15 protein-coding genes are annotated in these 17,854 nt (G+C 46.0%); 13 read left to right on the forward strand and 2 right to left on the reverse strand.

Annotated features, from left to right (window positions below; translation table 11 throughout):
• Nucleotides 1-13 precede the first annotated feature (13 nt).
• Complete coding sequence (locus E7745_RS07585) at nucleotides 14-490, forward strand: RpiB/LacA/LacB family sugar-phosphate isomerase (RefSeq protein ID WP_107031548.1); 477 nt, start codon at nucleotides 14-16, stop codon at nucleotides 488-490.
• Nucleotides 491-618: 128 nt separating this feature from the next.
• Here the strand turns inward: E7745_RS07585 and rho are convergent, their stop codons facing one another.
• Complete coding sequence (rho, locus tag E7745_RS07590; RefSeq protein WP_136408577.1) at nucleotides 619-2,796, reverse strand: transcription termination factor Rho; 2,178 nt, start codon at nucleotides 2,794-2,796, stop codon at nucleotides 619-621.
• A gap of 582 nt (nucleotides 2,797-3,378) precedes the next feature.
• Here rho and E7745_RS07595 point away from each other — a divergent pair.
• The 12 genes from E7745_RS07595 (at nucleotide 3,379) to E7745_RS07650 (ending at nucleotide 15,738) form a co-directional block, all read left to right on the forward strand.
• Complete coding sequence (locus E7745_RS07595) at nucleotides 3,379-3,747, forward strand: CidA/LrgA family protein (RefSeq protein WP_107031550.1); 369 nt, start codon at nucleotides 3,379-3,381, stop codon at nucleotides 3,745-3,747.
• Nucleotides 3,728-4,426 carry an LrgB family protein gene (locus E7745_RS07600; protein ID WP_107031551.1) on the forward strand — a complete coding sequence of 233 codons (699 nt, stop codon included), beginning with the start codon at nucleotides 3,728-3,730 and terminating at the stop codon, nucleotides 4,424-4,426. Before E7745_RS07595 ends, E7745_RS07600 begins: the two co-directional genes overlap by 20 nt.
• Before the next feature lie 236 nt (nucleotides 4,427-4,662).
• Complete coding sequence (locus E7745_RS07605) at nucleotides 4,663-6,087, forward strand: transcription antitermination protein NusB (RefSeq protein ID WP_160630599.1); 1,425 nt, start codon at nucleotides 4,663-4,665, stop codon at nucleotides 6,085-6,087.
• Between the two features lie 50 nt (nucleotides 6,088-6,137).
• Nucleotides 6,138-6,458 carry a preprotein translocase subunit YajC gene (gene yajC / locus E7745_RS07610; protein WP_107031553.1) on the forward strand — a complete coding sequence of 107 codons (321 nt, stop codon included), beginning with the start codon at nucleotides 6,138-6,140 and terminating at the stop codon, nucleotides 6,456-6,458.
• A 49-nt stretch (nucleotides 6,459-6,507) separates the two neighbouring features.
• A complete protein-coding gene (locus E7745_RS07615; RefSeq protein WP_107031554.1) occupies nucleotides 6,508-7,479 on the forward strand; it encodes a hypothetical protein in 972 nt (323 codons plus the stop codon).
• 13 nt (nucleotides 7,480-7,492) lie between these two features.
• Complete coding sequence (gene coaE / locus E7745_RS07620) at nucleotides 7,493-8,077, forward strand: dephospho-CoA kinase (RefSeq protein WP_124075539.1); 585 nt, start codon at nucleotides 7,493-7,495, stop codon at nucleotides 8,075-8,077.
• A 217-nt stretch (nucleotides 8,078-8,294) separates the two neighbouring features.
• Nucleotides 8,295-9,098: a polysaccharide biosynthesis/export family protein gene (locus E7745_RS07625; RefSeq protein ID WP_123399731.1), complete on the forward strand. Its 804-nt coding sequence runs from the start codon at nucleotides 8,295-8,297 to the stop codon at nucleotides 9,096-9,098.
• A 19-nt stretch (nucleotides 9,099-9,117) separates the two neighbouring features.
• On the forward strand, nucleotides 9,118-11,439 hold the full coding sequence (locus tag E7745_RS07630) for a tyrosine-protein kinase family protein (protein ID WP_124075540.1): 2,322 nt from the start codon (nucleotides 9,118-9,120) through the stop codon (nucleotides 11,437-11,439).
• A gap of 18 nt (nucleotides 11,440-11,457) precedes the next feature.
• Nucleotides 11,458-12,666: a hypothetical protein gene (locus E7745_RS07635; RefSeq protein WP_136408578.1), complete on the forward strand. Its 1,209-nt coding sequence runs from the start codon at nucleotides 11,458-11,460 to the stop codon at nucleotides 12,664-12,666.
• Nucleotides 12,620-13,579, forward strand: coding sequence for a glycosyltransferase family 2 protein (locus tag E7745_RS07640; protein ID WP_107031559.1), 960 nt, complete (start codon nucleotides 12,620-12,622; stop codon nucleotides 13,577-13,579). The genes E7745_RS07635 and E7745_RS07640 overlap by 47 nt, the downstream gene beginning before the upstream one ends.
• Nucleotides 13,580-13,586: 7 nt before the next feature.
• Entirely contained in the window at nucleotides 13,587-14,534 is a 948-nt protein-coding gene (locus E7745_RS07645; RefSeq protein ID WP_124075541.1) for a glycosyltransferase family 2 protein, read from the forward strand.
• 46 nt (nucleotides 14,535-14,580) lie between these two features.
• Nucleotides 14,581-15,738, forward strand: a complete 1,158-nt coding sequence (locus E7745_RS07650; protein WP_136408579.1) for a glycosyltransferase family 1 protein — start codon at nucleotides 14,581-14,583, stop codon at nucleotides 15,736-15,738.
• A gap of 58 nt (nucleotides 15,739-15,796) precedes the next feature.
• On the opposite strand, the gene E7745_RS07655 is transcribed toward E7745_RS07650, so the two are convergent.
• Complete coding sequence (locus E7745_RS07655; protein WP_124075542.1) at nucleotides 15,797-17,728, reverse strand: peptidylprolyl isomerase; 1,932 nt, start codon at nucleotides 17,726-17,728, stop codon at nucleotides 15,797-15,799.
• Nucleotides 17,729-17,854: the final 126 nt, after the last annotated feature.

The raw sequence follows: 17,854 nt of genomic DNA on the forward strand, positions 1-17,854 counted from the left end.
ATTTTTACAGATTATGTCAATTCTGAAGGAAAATTGTCCTGTAGGGTTCTGTAGCGATCATGCGGGCTATGAAATGAAAATGGTGCTTGAAGGCTATTTTGATTCAATGGGTATCGAATATAAGGATTTCGGCACCAATTCAACTGAAAGTTGTGATTATGCTGACTTTGCGCATCCGTGTGCAGCGGCTGTCGAAAACGGAGAATGTTATCCGGGTATAGCACTATGCGGTTCCGGCAATGGCATCGGCATGACTCTTAACAAACATCAGGGCATACGTGCCGCTCTCTGCTGGAATGTGGAGCTTGCCGAACTGGCACGCCGTCATAACAATGCCAATGTGCTTGTGCTTCCCGCACGTTTTATTGATAACGTTACCGCAATAAATATTGTCGAGACTTTCCTCAACACTCCCTTTGATGGCGGACGTCATGAACGTCGCATCGAAAAAATCCCCGTATCGGGATGCGGATGCAAGCCGGGGGAATAAGATCATCAAACAGTTGTTCGCAGGATGTTTCTGTGACAAAAAAATAAAAAGATGCGGCCGGAGGGGGCTGCATCTTTTTATTTTTTGCGCTGTAATGTTTTTTAGCGCGATGATTTGCAGTGGGAAAATCAGTCACCCATCGTGCGGAGGAGTTCGTCATTGTCGGAAGTGCGTTCCATGCGGTCCTTGATGAATTCCATAGCTTCGATTGAGTTGCGATCGCTGAGGAAGCGGCGTAGAATCCACATGCGGTTAAGGGTTTCATTGCGCAGGAGCAGGTCGTCGCGACGGGTTGAGGATGCCATGATGTCGACTGCCGGGAAGATGCGCTTGTTGGAGAGCTTGCGGTCAAGCTGGAGTTCCATATTGCCGGTTCCCTTGAATTCCTCGAAGATCACCTCGTCCATTTTTGAACTGGTTTCTGTGAGAGCTGTTGCGATAATGGTGAGCGAGCCTCCGTTTTCGATGTTTCGTGCTGCGCCGAAGAAGCGTTTGGGTTTCTGGAGGGCATTTGCATCGACACCGCCGGAGAGGATTTTGCCTGAGGCCGGTGCGCAGGTGTTGTAGGCGCGGGCCAGACGGGTGATGGAGTCGAGCAGGATTACCACATCATGACCACATTCAACCATTCGTTTTGCTTTTTCAAGTACAATGGAGGCGATTTTGACATGTCGCTCTGCCGGTTCATCGAATGTAGATGCGATTACTTCCGCATTGACGCTGCGGCTCATGTCGGTTACTTCTTCCGGGCGTTCGTCAATAAGGAGAATCATGATGTAGGTTTCGGGGTGATTCTCGGCAATTGCGTTGGCGATGTCTTTCAGAAGTATGGTCTTACCTGTCTTCGGAGGTGCTACTATCAGACCTCGCTGTCCTTTTCCAATGGGGGAGAACATGTCGACCACACGTGTGGAAATGTTGCTTGAACGGCCTGAGGTCAGGTCGAATTTTTCGTTAGGGAAAAGCGGGGTGAGGTGCTCGAATGCCACGCGGTCGCGGATGTATTCGACAGAACGTCCGTTGACGCTTTTCACAGAGCTGAGCGGGAAGTATTTGTCGCCTTCGCGCGGGGCTCGTAACGTGGCATCGACAACATCGCCTGAGCGAAGGGCATATTGTTTGATCTGTTCTTTAGTGACGAGTACATCGTCAGGAGAAGCAAGGTAATTATAATCGCTTGATCGGAGAAACCCGTGTCCTTCGGGCATGATTTCAAGCACTCCGGTTGTTTCGATTATTCCGTCAAAGTTATAGGCCTGTTGTTGCTGGCGCTGTTCGAACTGCTGGTTTTTGTTGTGGTTCTTTTTGTTCTTTTTGCTTTGGGGCTGCTGTTTTTCCATGCCCGGTTCGCCGAGGACTATAGGAGCCTGTGGCATCTGGGGCTGTGGCTGCTGCGGCTGAACAGGCTGCTGTTCTTTTTCCTGCTGCGAACGGGGTGCGAACGTGCGTCCGCCAGAACGGGGAAAGAAAGAGCCGAAAGAACTGTCTTTAGGGCGAAAATCGCGTTTAGGCTGTGGCTGCTGGTTGTCGACGTTGGAAATGGCGGTCTGTTCGTTGGTTTGGCCTGGGCGGATAAATACGCCGTGGCGTGGGCGTTCATCCTGGGCAGATTCCTGGTTTGAAAAAGCCGGTGCCGGCAGCTGTTTGGGCATGGGCCCAGTGATGCCTGCGGTTTCAGCATTGCTTCCTTCGGTTTTGTTTTCTTCTTTTGGGGATGAAACCTCAGCGTTGTTTTCATGCGGTGCGGAGTTTTCTGAATCAACGGTTGCTGGGGTGTTGTCCTGTTCAGGCTGCGGATTGCGCGGCGGGCGACCGCGACGACGTTTTGGCTGTTGTTCGCCTTGTGTCTGTTGGCCTTCGGCAATTGTTGCTGGGGTGTTGTCTGTGGCCGGAGGTGTCGGTTCAGCAGCTTCAACAGCTGTTTCAGCGGCAGGTGCGGATTCCATCTGGCTGTCAGCGGCTGCTGCCGCACGCGGTTTGCGGCCACGTTTCTTCTGCTGCTGAGGCTGTTCGGTGGCCTGAGGCGCGTCTTGTTCAGAGGTTTCCGGTGCCGGTTCTTCTTTCTTTTTTCGTGTCTGTTTCTGCTGATTCTCGTCTTTTACGTCTTTGGATTCTTTTTTGCCGCGACGGTTTTTTTGAGGGGTGTTAGCGGTCGAGCTGGCTGCGACATCACGCGCCTGCTTGTCAAGAATCTCGTAGACGAGATTTTCTTTATCGTCAAGGTTGATTTTCTTTATGCCGTTGGTTTGTGCGACTTCCCGCAGTTGCGAGTCGTCCATGGCTTCGAGTTCGGAGTAATTATACATATATAATAATATATAATGTTAGTTGGAAAGCAAGTGCGTCACCACACTTGGTTTGCCTTAAAGTATTATTTTAAATGCAAAAAATGATTGTCTTGGGGGGAGTTGGATCAAGATTCCGTATATCCGCAGTAATCACATTGAATAAAATGGAGTTTAAAACGGAAAAATGAATAGAAGAAGTTGATTTTGTGACTCTCTTGTTTTTGGCAGCTTCCCATTTCAGAGATTCCGTGAAAACGGATCATAGGTGGATACATTGTGGCCAATGTGAGATGGTGGAATAGCGGTGCCGGAGATTGGTGGCTGACCTGTGAGGTTTCAAAGCCAATGCAAAGATACAATCATTTTTATGATTTAACAAATTAAATTCAAAAAATGTTTTGTGCTTCGATTTGGAATCTTCGGGAATTTTCATTCAGAATATCATCGGTAAACATAGAAAAGGTTTTGAAGTGAACTTTAACTTTTTGCATTGATGAATTTTCAGAGAGTTGAGTTGCTGCTGTCAGATTAGTTCGTAACTTTGCACCCTCGAAGTGGAGTGCGTCTGACAAGCACTCTCAATAACACATATTTGAGATTATGATACTACAATGTGCTGTGCTATTCTCGTTTTTAGCATTAGGAGAATTGGTTGTGTGGCTTACGGGCATACCGATTCCGTCAAGCATTATCGGCATGCTGTTGCTTACAGCGGCACTGAAGATGAAAATCGTTCGCGTTTTCTGGGTTGATAAGGTGGCAGACTTTCTGTTGAAGAATCTTGGTTTCTTCTTTGTCCCCGCCGGCGTAGGCCTGATGAATTGTCTTGGGCTGCTGAGCGATCAGTGGCTTCCGATAGTCGGGTCATGTGTGATAAGTACATTTTTGGTAATTGCGGTGACCGGCTGGGTTCATCAGTATGTGCGCCGCGCAGCATCTTCACATCGTCATGAACTTTATAGAGAATAAATTTTTCCTGATAGCACTGACTTTTGTAGTCTATCTTGCATCGCAGCTTCTGCAGAAGCGTACCGGCATATCATTTCTCAATCCGATTTTGCTGACAATAATTGTGCTGATCTGCATACTTCTCGGCTGTGGGGTCGATTATGAGTCATATGCCGAAGGCGGACAGTATATAGAATTCTGGCTTAAGCCTGCGGTGGTGGCTCTCGGTGTGCCTCTTTACAGACAGCTTGAGTCTATCCGCAAGCAGTTATTGCCTATTTTGGCTGCAGAACTGGCCGGATGTGTTATCGGCACTGTCTCGGTGGTTGTTGTTGCCAAACTTCTGGGCGCGACTTCAGACGTGGTCATTTCTCTTGCGCCGAAATCAGTCACTACTCCCATTGCGATGGAAATTGCATCGACTCTTGGCGGTATTCCGGCTCTGACTGCCGCAGTGGTGGTGTGTACAGGAATCTTCGGCGGGATCGCGGGTTTTAAAATGATGAAACTCTCACATGTGAAGAGTCCGATTGCCCAGGGGCTGTCGATGGGAACTGCGGCACATGCTGTCGGGACTTCCGTGGCAATGGAAAGCGGCTATCGATATGGCGCTTTTTCATCGCTTGGGCTGACCCTCAACGGGCTGTTCACAGCTCTGCTTACCCCTTTTATACTTTCGGCTCTCGGTTATACTCTCTGAAAACTGTGGTTAGGCTGTAGTTATAGTGTGCAGAGTGTATAATATAAATGTACAATATATTAAGGTGGTGAAGCCTGATGGTGGCCCCGGTTGTGTCCGGATTGATAAAGTGGCAGATAAAAATCATAAAAAACAGTCTGTATAGGCAGGTTGATTTAAGAAAAATTTGTAAATTTGCAGCGTTAAAAACATTAACGACGAAAAAATAGGTCTTTAAAAGTATGATAAATCGAGTTTTGATCCGAATCAAAGTGGTCCAGCTGCTCTACTCTTATCTGTTGTCACAGAGTGAATTCAAAATAGAGCCTCAGGTTGAAAATCCTTCACGCGACAAGAAATATGGTCATGAACTTTACCTCGATTTATTGTTGATGATTCTTGAATTGTCGGGTTTCGATGTTTCAGGTGGTCGTCGCCAGTCGCCGTTACGGGGTATTGCCTTGAACAAGCATATTGAACGCAATGCCTTGGGCCGTTCATTGAACAGCATAGATGAGATCCGCACACTGATTCTCCGTGACCGTTCCGGAGTGGCTCTGTTTGATTCCGTTATTCCGTCAATTTACGATGCTATTCCGTCACTGCCTGCCTACAAGAGCTATATCCGCTTGAAAAAGGCTGAGCTGAAGGATGATGTGGCTCTGTGGGTGTCAATTATCAACAATCTGATAGCTGACAATCCTGAGTTCATCACAGCCGCCCGTAAGAATCCTGATTTCACAGTGGCCGGCTTTAATCGTGGTATCAGCTCGTTGCTCCACACATTGAACGAGTATAACGACAACCGTTCTCTGTTCAACCATGCCCGCCATGCGCTTGACTATTCGCTTGACAAGGCATATGAGCTTTATCACAATCTGCTTCTGCTTTCGGTTGAGATCACACGTATGCAGGACCAGCGGTTGGATGCTGCCAAGCATAAGTATCTGCCAACGGATGAGGATCTTCATCCGAACATGCGCTTTGTTGACAATAAGTTCATCAAGGCTCTCTGTGAAAATGAAGATTTCAATGCCTACATGGATGAGCACAAGCTTTCGTGGGATGCGGATTCCATCATGGTCAGAGGTCTTCTTGACAAAATAATGGAGAGTGATCTCTACAAGGAATATATGGCGCGCCGCGAGGAAAGCACCTATGAAGAAGATTGTGATTTCTGGCGTCAGGTCTATAAAAATATTATCCTTCCGGGTGATGACCTTGCCGAGGTCCTTGAGTCGAAGTCTGTGTATTGGAACGATGACCTCCATGTTGTCGGTACGTTTGTACTGAAAACAATCCGCAAATTCGGTCAAAGCAAGACTGAAGGTGCTGACATCAGGCTCCTTCCGCAGTTCAAGGATGATGAAGACAGCCGCTTCGGTGCATGTCTGTTTGAAATCGCTGTTAAGAACTGTCAGGAGTATCGCGAACTGATTGATTCATTCGTGAATGAACATAGATGGGACTCAGAGCGTCTTGCATTTATGGACATCGTTGTCATGGTGACAGCCATCACCGAGCTTCTGAATTTCCCGGCTATTCCGATCGCAGTTACACTCAATGAGTATATAGAGATCGCAAATGCCTACAGCACACCGCGCAGCGGCGCGTTTATCAACGGTATTCTCTACTCAGTGATAAATCATCTCAAGTCAGAGGGCAAGCTCATCAAGGCCTGAATCCTCCCGGCTCAATAAAAATGAATTCATAATTATAAAACAAAAGATTTATGCTTAACACAATTCTCCTCCAGTCAATGAACAGCAGCTGGGCAAATATTCTTATGATCGTGGCGCTCATCGCAGTGTTCTATTTCATGATGATCCGCCCCCAGCAGAAGCGTCAGAATGAAATCAAGAAATTCCGCGAAGGTCTCAAAGTCGGCGATGCTGTAGTTACAGCCGGCGGTATTTACGGTAAGGTGAAAGGAATCGATGACACTACTTTCACAATCGAGATCGCACGTGATGTACGCATCACCGTTGACAAAGGATCGGTATATCCTTCAGCTCAGCAGGCTGCAAATGACGCTGCTGAAAAGGGTAAGTAAAGACGATCGGTAGATTGGCATCCTAACTACTACGTCAACGGCTCAGGCCATGAACGAAAAGGCAAAAAAACTAAACGAAAAAGTGACCGCGGCTCTGCATTCGAGCCGCGGCCAAAATGTTTTGCTCTATCTGCTGTTTGTGGCTGTGGCTTTTGTGTTCTGGGTGTTTCTGTCGCTTGACGCAGAGGTGCAGCGTGATTTCGATGTGCCGGTAGAGATTCAGGAAGTGCCTGACAGTGTCACGATGATAGGGCTGGCTCCAGCTTCGATCGGAGTCAGTGTCAAAGGCAAGGATTCGCAACTGCTCCGTTTTTTCTGGGGCAAGATGTCGCCTGTCAAATTCAAATGGGAAGAAAATATCGAAGGATATTCGTTTGTGCTCGGTCGTCCGAAACTTGAAGCTAAACTGCGGGACTATTTCGGCAATGCCGTGCAGGTACTTTCATGCCGTCCTGATTCATTACGCCTGCCGTTTACTACCCAGTCGGGCGTCAGAGTCAAACTGAATGTTCAGGCTGATGTCCATCCGAATCTTCAGTATATAATTTCAGGTCCGGTTTATGCAGATGTGGACTCTGTGACTCTTTATTCAGTGGAAGATTTGCCACATACGCTCAAATTTGTGTCGACAGAGCCTATCGTCAAGTCTGATCTGCGTGACACGATGCGCTATGAAGTCCGTGTCAAGCCCATAGCCGGAGTCAGAATTATTCCGGATGTTGTTACAGTGACAGTGCCGGTCGAACCGCTGATTTCCAAGAAGCGCAAAATCTCCATTGAGGTGACCAACCGTCCGGATGACAGGAATCTGATCACATTCCCGTCAAAAATAGAGATCAGTTATCTTGTGCCGATGAGTGCTTATAATGACGACTATCCGGTCAAAGCTTATGTGGACTATCGACAGGCGCGTTCCAGTGTCAAAAAACTGCCGGTTACTCTTTCGGCTCTTCCAAGTGTGTATCACAATCTCAGTTTCGCTCCTGACAGTGTGGAATATATTATCGAGAGTGTGAAGTAAAAATCATAAACGAATGCTGACAGCGATAACAGGCGGAATAGGGAGCGGGAAAAGCATCGTGAGCAAAATTCTTGCCGCGATGGGCTATCCGGTGTATGACTGTGACAGCCGGGCAAAGTTGCTGATGGATCAAGATGATCAGATAAAAAAGGTTCTATGCAGCGAAATCCATGCAGATTGCGTCAGAACCGACGGCAGTATAAACCGAGAACGGCTGAGTGAGATTGTATTCGGAGATGCCGGAGCCCTTTGCAGGCTAAATGCGATTGTGCATGTTGCCGTGAGGTTGGATCTGAAAAGGTGGTGCGGGGCAAACATCGGCTCAGGGCGGCTGTTTGTGGAAACTGCAATCCTGTATCAGAGCGGACTTGATGTAATGGTTGATGATGTGTGGAGTGTCGATGCGCCGGCAGAATTGCGCATAGAACGTGTGATGGCCCGCAATTCGTTCAGCCGACAGCAGGTTGAGGCAAGAATCGCATCGCAGGATTCGTATGTTCCTACCATATTACATCCGAGGGTGTTTTCAATAATTAACGATGGATGCATCCCGCTGTTGCCTCAGATTGAAAATTTGCTCGGCCAGGAGATGTGCTGAGTCTCGTTTGTTTTTTCTCATTTTTTCCGTTTTTTCTCGTTTTTTTGCCGGGCGGTTAATTTGGCTCTGTGTGAAACAATATTTCATGTCATGGGGCGTTATTCATAAAGGCCATGTCTGCTTGCTGCAGAGCAGGGTCAATATATTCACATTGTGTAAATACGCTGTGTGAGAACATTCACAGTTAGTTTTAGGTAACCTTAGAATCAAAAATATAATGAAGGCTCAGTTCGCAATTATCGGCATAGCCATGCTCCTTGCTGCCACATCGTGCAGAACATCAAAAGATTCGTTGAATTATTTTGAAGATACACGGGCAACCAATGATATAGAGTTTAATCTTCAGGATTGTAAAATAAAACTTGAACCGCATGACGAGCTTTTCATTTCGGTTACGTCACTCATGCCAGAGGCTACGGCGCAATATAATCTTCCTCTGGCAAATCCGGCAAAATTAGGATCTCTTCAGGAATCAAGCCAGATGCGTCAGCAGACATATGTTGTAGATTCCAACGGAGATATCAGATTTCCGATGCTTGGCCAGATTCATGTTGAAGGCATGACTACCGAGCAGCTTGCCGGATATCTTACTGAGGAAATATCGAAAGAGGTAAAGGACCCGATAGTAAAAGTGGAACTGGTAAATTTCAAAGTCAGCGTTCTTGGTGAAGTCAGGATGCCCGGCACGATAACAATTCCGGGAGAGAGAGTCTCGATTCTTGATGCCCTTGGCCAGGCTCAGGATATGACAGAATATGGTGATCGATCAAACGTATTGGTCATACGCGAGGAAAACGGCAAGGCCACATATCACTATATCAATCTGAACAAAAGCGATGTGATGACATCTCCGTATTATTTCCTCCGGCAGAATGATGTTGTGGTAGTCTCTCCGAATAAGGTGCGCCAGGACAATTCGAAATACAACAACAACAATGCGTATAAGCTTCAGGTGACATCTACTATTGTCAGTGCCTGCTCTGTTATTGCGTCTTTGGTTATAGCTCTTACAGTTAAATAAGATATTGATTTTTAGAATTATGGATTTGACCAACGATAATATAACTGAAAAATTAGATTTTCGTTATTATATCCGGTTGTGCCGCCGTTATTGGTACTGGTTTGTGATCTCGGTAGTGCTCTGTGGCGGAATCGGCGTCTTCTATGCTCTGTCTACAGTGCCTGTTTATCAGGTCGTGGCCAATATTCTTATTTCGGATGAAGACAGCAGCCGCCCGTCCAATGCCATGAGTGAGCTTGCCAGCCAGTTTTCTGCAGGAAACATGATGGGAGGAACCAACTCTGTGGACGATGAAATCAATGTGGTCCGCTCTCACTCCAATCTGCGCCAGACAGTAAAGGATCTTGGATTGAATACCGGTTATACAGTAACGAGATTCCGCGTTTTTGATCGTGATGTTGCTGACAAGACTCCGGTTGTCATGACCTGTGATCCGGCTATAGCCGACACACTTGGCTGTTATATCGGTTTCAAGGTTGTAGTCAATAAGGAGCATAAGGTCAGTATAAAAGCCAAAGCTAATGACAAGACTGTAATAGCAGATGTAAAGGATAAGCCTTTCCCGGTCACGCTGTCTACGCCCTATGGCGATTTCGTTTTTGACAAGACCAAGTATCTGAAAAAAGGGAAAGGGGTCAAAATGACGGTCGGTTTCAGTAGCTATGACGCTTCGGCTGAGGGACTTGCCGAAAGTGTATCAATATATATACCGAGCAAAAGGGCGAATATAATATCGTTTGCTGTCCATAGCCCACATTCGCAGTATGCACAGCGGATTCTGAATACTATAATTGATAACTACAACATTTCCGGTATAAATGAAAAGCGTAAAAAGGATCAGAAAACAGCCGATTTTGTTGCAGAACGTCTCGCTTCGATAAGTAAAGACCTGAATCTTTCGGAAGAGGATATCGAGCACTATAAGCGAAGCAATAAGCTGACTGATGTAGGTGCGGATGCAAGCAAATGGATGTCTCGTTCAACCACTCTGGAGTCACAGATAATGAATGCCGAGACTGAGCTCCATCTTCTTGAGATGACACGTGATTTCATTAACGAACCGGGAAATGAATGGCAGCTTATACCGGCTCTTAATGTGAATGCGGCTGTACCGGTAGATGCTTATAACGGGCTGCTTCTTCAGAGAATGCAGTTGCAGAACACGGCACGTGGCGAAAATGCGATTCTGAAAAAATTGGATGAACAGATCTCCGCATTGAGAGATAATCTGAAAAAATCACTTCATAAGGCCTATGAGAATGCCTCAGTGAGACTGCATGATCTTCGGGTACAGGCTGGAGAATCAAAAGCACAGCTGAGCAAATTTCCTGAATATGAACGTCAGTTCGGGAATATAAAACGCCAGCAGGCAATAAAAGAGGAATTGTATCTTTACCTTTTGAAAAAGCAGGAAGAAACCAGCATCGCATTGGCTAATTCAATGCCGAGAGCCAAGATTGTAGATGAGGCTTACGCGCTGTCTGAGCCGGTCAATCTGTCGAAAAAGAAACTCGTTGCGATCGCTCTGTCCATAGGGCTGATAATTCCGGTAGTTCTCATCTTCTTGTTTGACAAGTTGAAAAATAAGTTTGATACCATCGGCGAACTTGAGCGCCTCACTCCGGTTCCTGTCCTGGGTGAAGTATGCAAGAAGACAGATGCCGGTTCTCCGCTGGTTGTGAAATCAGTTGGTGGAAGCACATCTGTGGCGGAACTGTTCAGACTTATCAGATCGAACCTTCAGTTTATACTTGGCAATACCGGCTCTAAGGTAGTATTGCTGACATCTACCATTTCAGGTGAGGGCAAGTCGTTCATCTCCATAAATCTTGCGTCCTCGTTTGCGGTGCTTGGCAAGAAAGTGCTGCTGATGGGTCTTGATATCCGCAATCCGAAGCTGGCAGAATATCTTGAACTGTCTTTGACAGACGGATTCACATCATATATCGCCAATGAAAATATCACATTGGATTCGATAATACAGCATGATGTGCTGGAAAAAAATCTCGACATAATTGTTGCCGGCCCGATTCCTCCGAATCCGTCTGAACTTTTGCAGTCTGAAAGGGTTGATGACCTGTTTGCCAGACTCCGGACAGTCTATGATTACATCATCATAGACTCCGCTCCGGTCGGAATGGTAAGCGACACATTCTCACTGGTGCGTGTAGCCGATGCGACTGTCTATGTCACCCGCGCTAACTATACCACGACCAAGGAGATCGGCTTCCTTAACAAACTTTATGCAGGAAAACGTCTGCCGAAACTGTCGGTTGTGCTTAATGGCACTAAGACAGCTGCCGGTTATGGCTACGGCTATGGCGAGAAATCCGGCAAATAAATCAATCAAGTGTCGGGAATGAAAAAGGCTCTGTTTGTCCTGACTCTGTTTTCAAGCATCGGATTTTTTAATCCGATGCAGATTTTTTCGCCCCAGTTGACGAAGCTGATGTTCTATCTGTGTATCTGCATGTGTGCTTTGCTGGCTGTGACTGACGGCCGCTCACTCCGGGGTATTGATTATCCGAGGAAGAGCTATTGGCTGTTTATGCTGATGATTGCGGTTTCAACTGTTTCGGCGACAGCTTTTCACCCGCAGTCTTATTCGGTTACACTCATGTCGACTTTGCCGTATTTTTTAGGATATTTCTTTTTCTGGATAATGTTGAAGCTGGCTTTGCCGGAAAGATTTATTCTGAAATGGATGTTTATCGGTTGTCTGCTGGCCGTGCCGGTATATTTCATAAATCTTTTCAGTTTCCCTAATGTGATTTTCGGGGAGGAATTTAACCTTGATACTTCAAGAGGCATGCTGCGTGTCCCGGTGTTTTTCTTGGAGATAATGGCCTTTTTTCTGTTCTATGGTATCAATCAGCTACTGCTTGGCCGCGGGCGCAAGAATTTATGGATAATGATCTGTGGAGTTTGTACACTGATGATTTTCATGTCTGTGGTCCGTCAGGTTATTTTGTATTCAATGGTGCTCTGCATTCTGTTCCTGCTGAAAAGATCATCCTGGACAAAAAAACTTATGGTTGTTGCGGCCGGTATTATTGTTGTTGTATATGTCCTGCCGATGATTCCGGCTTATAATACAATGCTGGAACTTTCAGGTGATCAGCTTGAGGAGAATGAAGAAAAAGAGAATGTCAGAATTGGAGCCTGGCGTTATTATACGTTTGAAAATCAGACAAACGGGCTTACTCCGATTATCGGTAATGGCTCTCCGTCATTTGGCAATAGTGTCTGGGGAAATGTATTTGATGACGCGATCGAGGACAATGGATATTTATATGCCGATGTGGCTTGGGCCGGTATCATTTATCTTTTCGGATGGACAGGATTTGCCGCTTTGCTGATACTGATACTCAAAGCTGTGTTTAAACGAAAAACTCCTGAGCGGGAGTACCTTACTTACTGGTTCGTTTTTATCTTCCTTTGTGGCATCGGATCAGGCGTGTTTATCTATTATAATTCGATCATCAGTATAATGATCGGCCTTTATTTAGTTTTTGGGACGAATGAAAAAAACAGCGATAATAATCCTCAACTACAACAACCCGTCTGATACCATTGCCTGCATAAAGAGCGTGGAGCGGTATAATACAGCTCCTGTAAAGTATGTCATAGTAGACAACGGATCAACAGACGGCGTTTCTGTCCCTGAAATAGACGCATTCCTGTCAGGCGCTTTTGCCGGAGGGTATAAGTGTGTACAGGAGACCGATGCAGTGTCCGGCATTCTTCCGTATGTTACATTTCTGACAAGTCTGTCGAATGACGGTTACGCGCGAGGCAATAACAAGGGAATAGCATTGACCGCAGATGATGACGAAATTGACCGTCTGATGATCCTGAATAATGATATTCTTTTTATCGAGGATATAATACCTGCGTTGAAGGAGGCTCAGGACAATCTTCCGGCCTGTGCGATCATAAGTCCGTTACTTATGAACGGCAAAGGTTCCGGCATCGACTGGAATTGTGCCCGAAAAGATACAACCATTGGTTCATGGGTTAAAAATAATTTCCTGGCTCCGTATTACTGGTTGTGCAAAAAGAGTGTCTACGAAATTTATCGGGAGTCACTTTTGCTTTATAAGAAGGAAGAGCCTTATCCTGAATTCATGCCGATCGAACTTCCGTCTGGATCCTGTATGCTTGTAAAGAAAGACGTCTTTGCAGCGATAGGTAATTTTGATCCGGCGACATTCCTTTATTATGAGGAAAATATACTTTACCGGAAACTATTGAAACTTAAGCTTGGTAACTATATAGCCACCGGCTTGCGCTGTGTCCATCTGGGTGCTGCTACAATGGCTAAATCGCCGTCAAAAATTGTAGCCCAGGCAGCAAAGGCGAGCCGCTCATACTATGTAAGGACTTATCTCGATTCTCCGTGGTGGCAGCGGGCCTTGTTGAGTGTGAGTGATGCCTGGCTTCAAGGGTTCGTCTTTTTTAAAAGTATAGTAAAAAAATGATTGCATAATGAAATTGTCTGTAATCACCCCCGTCTATAATAGAGCCGATTGTGTTCTCCGGTGTCTGGAGAGCGTCGCTTTACAGATTGGCTGTGGAAGAAATATCGAACATGTGGTTGTTGATGACGGCTCAAAAGACAATACCGCAGAGTTGATCAGGACTTTCGCTGATGGCAAACCACATGTGAAGACCGTGTTTTTTGATCAGAACCGAGGCACAAATGCGGCCCGTAACGCAGCGGTCAGTCAAGCGACGGGTGATTATTGTGTGATACTCGACAGTGACGATTATTTTACACCGGATGCCTGCGATGTCATACTGAATGCGATAGAATCGTTTCATGATGCACGGTATTTTATGTTCACGCGCGATGATCGCACAGAGGAGTTCGACAGCCGCTATGGACAGGGTGCTATTGTTAGATACGGCTATAGCGATGTGCTTAATGGTGAAGTGGCAGGAGACTACATACATGTCATTCCTCGAAATTTACTTGAAAAATATCCGTTTGACGAGGGACTGAAGATATATGAATCACTTATCATCCAGCAGATTTATCGAGAGGTAGGGGAGATGGTATTCATGAACAAGACCATTGTGATAGCAGAGAGAAATCGCTCCGACAGTGTCACATGGAACTCGTTGCGGACAAATGAAAAGGCTATCTCCAGAAAACTTCAGGCGGTTATGATGGAACTGAAATTATTTGGCGATGACTATCTTGGCATAGGCAATCGGAAATATGTCGACAGCCTATATTTTAATATTGTGGACAATGCCGTTTTGATGAACGATTACCGATTGGCAAAAAAATATATTCCGTCACTGGCCGGTTGGCGTAAATTCCTGATGCGCGTGATAGTCATAGGCCGTCTGGGGACGATATACGGTAGATGTCTCAATAGATATCTGAATTTTAAATATCGCTCATATGGCATCGAGGTGAAAAAATGACCGTTGAAAAACGTGAACTGTAAAATATCTATTGACCGTGAAAACTATGGATAAAGGAAAATCAGTGCTTTATAATCTGGCCGCAACTCAACCTATGAGTGGCACAATGCGTCATGGCGGCGGCATATATGGTGAGATCGTATTGCGGAAGATTATAGAACTCAGACGGAATGTGACGGTTGCATATGATTCGCGGTGTTGGCTCAATCCGGAAATGATAGCCCTTTGTGAAAACAATTCTGTTGAGCTTGTCGATATATCTCAATGCGGTTTTCAGTCTGTGATTGACAGCCGTCGGATTGATATTTTTTATTCGCCACAGCCTTTGGATGAATTGTATAGGCTGGAAAACTGCGAACTGGTTGTGACCATCCATGATCTTCGCTCTATAGAATTGACATTGGACCGAAAAATGTTCTGGCGATATAAGATGCAGCTCTCCATGCAGTTGAAAAATTTGCTTGAGATATTGTCACCATCATTTATTCGCCGTCATCGTTATCGTAAAAACGAAAATTTCATACGCAAGCCTAATTTGCGTTTTGCGGTTGTCTCTAATCACTCATTAGGATCTGTAAATCTGTTTTTCCCTGAATCGGTCGAGAAGGATATTCCGGTGTTCTATTCTCCGTCAACATCGCTTGATTTAGTAGACAGCCGTAAAGAAGCTCCCGATTTTTATCTCCTTGTAAGTGCCAACCGATGGGAAAAAAATTGTCTTAGAGCCATTATGGCTTTGGATCAGCTTTTTTCAGAAGGGCGCCTGCCTGGAAAGCGTGTGGTCATTACCGGCGTCAAATCTGCTGATTACTTTAGATATAAAATCAAAAATGCGGGATTCTTTGATTTTAGAGGCTATGTCAGTGATGAAGAGTTGAACCAGCTCTATCACGATGCCTACTGTTTCATTTATCCTTCGCTGAATGAAGGATTCGGCTATCCGCCGTTGGAAGCCATGCGCTATGGAGTTCCCGTCCTGGCATCTCCATTTTCATCAATAAGCGAGGTTTGTGGTGATGCGGTGTTGTATTTCAATCCTTTCAGCCTTGATGAAATCAAAATCCGCATTATCCAGCTTGAAAATAAGGTGCTTTATGAACGCCAAAGGGCAAAAAGCCTGGAACGATATGATTTTATCACCGCATGTCAGAAAGAGGATCTGGAGAAATTTGTGAGATTCATATATAATGGCCCTCTTATATAGGTGTTATACATTCAAGCCTGTTTTGTGCTTGTTTAACAGCAATAAAAAAGCGTTGGGATCAATTTCCCAACGCTTTTAATGCTTTCTTGTTAAGCTTCACCTTGTATTTCTTTCTCAGAGCCTTGATCCATTCGCTTTCGAGTAGCTGCTGATAGTCTGAGGCTACAGTTCCACGGACATCATTAGCCTCTTCGGGAGTGTCGATTACGCGGCCGGCATATCCGAACCAGGCAGTCCATCTGCCGGGTGCTTCCGGTCGTTCGCCGTTGAAAGCCACATTATCGACGATCGCATTTTCGCCCTTTCCGGTGACAACTTTTTCAATCTTGATGTTCCTGCCGTAGTTGGCGCGCATGACAGATACAAGTGAGTCATTTTCTACCTGATTTGCGGCAAGATATTTCTGAGCTTCGCCGGCAATGGAGTCATTTGTTGCAAAGATGACATAGCCTTTGTAGTGAGGTTTGTCCCATGTGTATTTCGCACGGTTGGCTGAGAAAAATTTCTGAAGACCTTCGGTGTCGGAAGCTGAGCGCTCCCATACATTACGGTTGCTGATTTCAAACAGCAATATGCCATCGCGATACTCATTTGTGAGGTTGCGGTATTCACTGTTGTTTTCCGCAAGGTTCTTTCGTGTTTCCTCTACAACTGTCTCGTTGATCTTGTTTTCAAGGCCTGAGTTTAATACTGTGAATGCGTCATTTGCTCCTTCCAGTACGTTTGAGGGGATGTAGTTTATGACATCTCCAATGCTTATGACGCGTTTTCCAACAGTGGCGATCAATGAGTTGTCAGCCTGAAGTGATCTCAGTTGCTCGGCAGGTGAGTCGCCAGTCATTCTGGATCTTGCCTGCATGAGGCCTGTAGAGTCAATCTTGACTCCCAGTTCGGCTTTCAGCTGTGCCATCCGTTCGGTTTCAGGCATCACTGAGCGCATGTCACGGCTGATTGCTGCCTTTATGCGTTCTGATTCTTCGGCCAGAGAGCCGATGCCGCGATGGGCTAAAGTCTGCACGATGTGATAGCCATATGCGGTTTTGAATGGAGCGGATATGCCTCCGTCTTTAAGACCGAACGCTGCGTCTTCAAACTCTTTTACCATTTCGCCGGGACCAAACCATCCGAGTCGGCCGCCATTGGCTGCCGATCCGGGGTCTTCGCTCTCAGCACGAGCGATCGCATCAAAATCACCTCCGCTGGCCAGCAGATTGTAAATCGAATCAATCTGTGCTTTTTTTGCAGTTCCTTCTTCCTCCGAGAGGCCATTGGTCAGTTTAAGGATATGGCGTGCCTCGACTTTTCCCGGATTGGGGCGTTCATCTTCAACGCGGATGATATGGAATCCGAAAGGAGCATCTTCTATCACAGGCGATATTTCACCTACCGGAGTTTCCCAGGCGGTTTTTTCAAATGGATAAGGATAGCTGTTGACATTGATGTAGCCCATTGATCCATTGTTTACACGGGCAGAGCGATCTGATGAATATCTGACAGCCATTTCTCCGAAATCAGCCGAACCGTTTACGATCGCTGTGCGGATGCTGTCGATTTTCATCCTGTTTGCCTCTTTCTCATCGTAAGTCGAGCCAAGGGGGAGCATGATGTGGCTGACTTTACGAGATGTGGCCATACGGGCATAAGCTTCTTCGATAAGACGTTTTTCAACAATAGAGTCACGAAGATACGGACGCGACAACTCCGCGCAATAACCGTTGAATTCTTTGGTGAAAGCATCGGTCTGATGCAGGCCCGCGGCTTCTGCATCGGCAACCTTAAGCTTGTAGACGATAAACATTTCAATGTATTCGTCAATGCTCTGAGGGGCCAGTTGCTGGAGATTATTCTTATGGTACAGATATTCGAATTCGCTTTGCCGGACATCTTTCCCGTTAATCGTCATGAGCACGGGATCTGCGTTTTTGCTCGCTGAGGCCGACAGTATCGCAGCACAAGCCAGAGCTGAAATTATGAATGGCTTTTTTTTCATTGCGTTTGATTATAGGTCAGATACTATGTAGTATGCACCGGTTATATTGTATAGTACTTTTAAGTAACGGATATCAGGCGTGATTATTGCATATCCGGAGGTTGGCCTGGCCTAAAAAAACTCCGG

Source organism: Duncaniella sp. C9, from assembly GCF_004803935.1.
GTDB classification, from domain to species: domain Bacteria; phylum Bacteroidota; class Bacteroidia; order Bacteroidales; family Muribaculaceae; genus Duncaniella; species Duncaniella muris.

What these genes read in the sequence shown, in the direction of transcription:
- E7745_RS07585 (WP_107031548.1), top strand. Translation starts at nt 14, where the DNA reads ATGTCAATTCTGAAGGAAAATTGTCCTGTAGGGTTCTGTAGCGATCAT.
- rho (WP_136408577.1), bottom strand. Translation starts at nt 2,796, where the DNA reads ATGTATAATTACTCCGAACTCGAAGCCATGGACGACTCGCAACTGCGG.
- E7745_RS07595 (WP_107031550.1), top strand. Translation starts at nt 3,379, where the DNA reads ATGATACTACAATGTGCTGTGCTATTCTCGTTTTTAGCATTAGGAGAA.
- E7745_RS07600 (WP_107031551.1), top strand. Translation starts at nt 3,728, where the DNA reads ATGAACTTTATAGAGAATAAATTTTTCCTGATAGCACTGACTTTTGTA.
- yajC (WP_107031553.1), top strand. Translation starts at nt 6,138, where the DNA reads ATGCTTAACACAATTCTCCTCCAGTCAATGAACAGCAGCTGGGCAAAT.
- E7745_RS07615 (WP_107031554.1), top strand. Translation starts at nt 6,508, where the DNA reads ATGAACGAAAAGGCAAAAAAACTAAACGAAAAAGTGACCGCGGCTCTG.
- coaE (WP_124075539.1), top strand. Translation starts at nt 7,493, where the DNA reads ATGCTGACAGCGATAACAGGCGGAATAGGGAGCGGGAAAAGCATCGTG.
- E7745_RS07625 (WP_123399731.1), top strand. Translation starts at nt 8,295, where the DNA reads ATGAAGGCTCAGTTCGCAATTATCGGCATAGCCATGCTCCTTGCTGCC.
- E7745_RS07630 (WP_124075540.1), top strand. Translation starts at nt 9,118, where the DNA reads ATGGATTTGACCAACGATAATATAACTGAAAAATTAGATTTTCGTTAT.
- E7745_RS07635 (WP_136408578.1), top strand. Translation starts at nt 11,458, where the DNA reads ATGAAAAAGGCTCTGTTTGTCCTGACTCTGTTTTCAAGCATCGGATTT.
- E7745_RS07640 (WP_107031559.1), top strand. Translation starts at nt 12,620, where the DNA reads ATGAAAAAAACAGCGATAATAATCCTCAACTACAACAACCCGTCTGAT.
- E7745_RS07645 (WP_124075541.1), top strand. Translation starts at nt 13,587, where the DNA reads ATGAAATTGTCTGTAATCACCCCCGTCTATAATAGAGCCGATTGTGTT.
- E7745_RS07650 (WP_136408579.1), top strand. Translation starts at nt 14,581, where the DNA reads ATGGATAAAGGAAAATCAGTGCTTTATAATCTGGCCGCAACTCAACCT.
- E7745_RS07655 (WP_124075542.1), bottom strand. Translation starts at nt 17,728, where the DNA reads ATGAAAAAAAAGCCATTCATAATTTCAGCTCTGGCTTGTGCTGCGATA.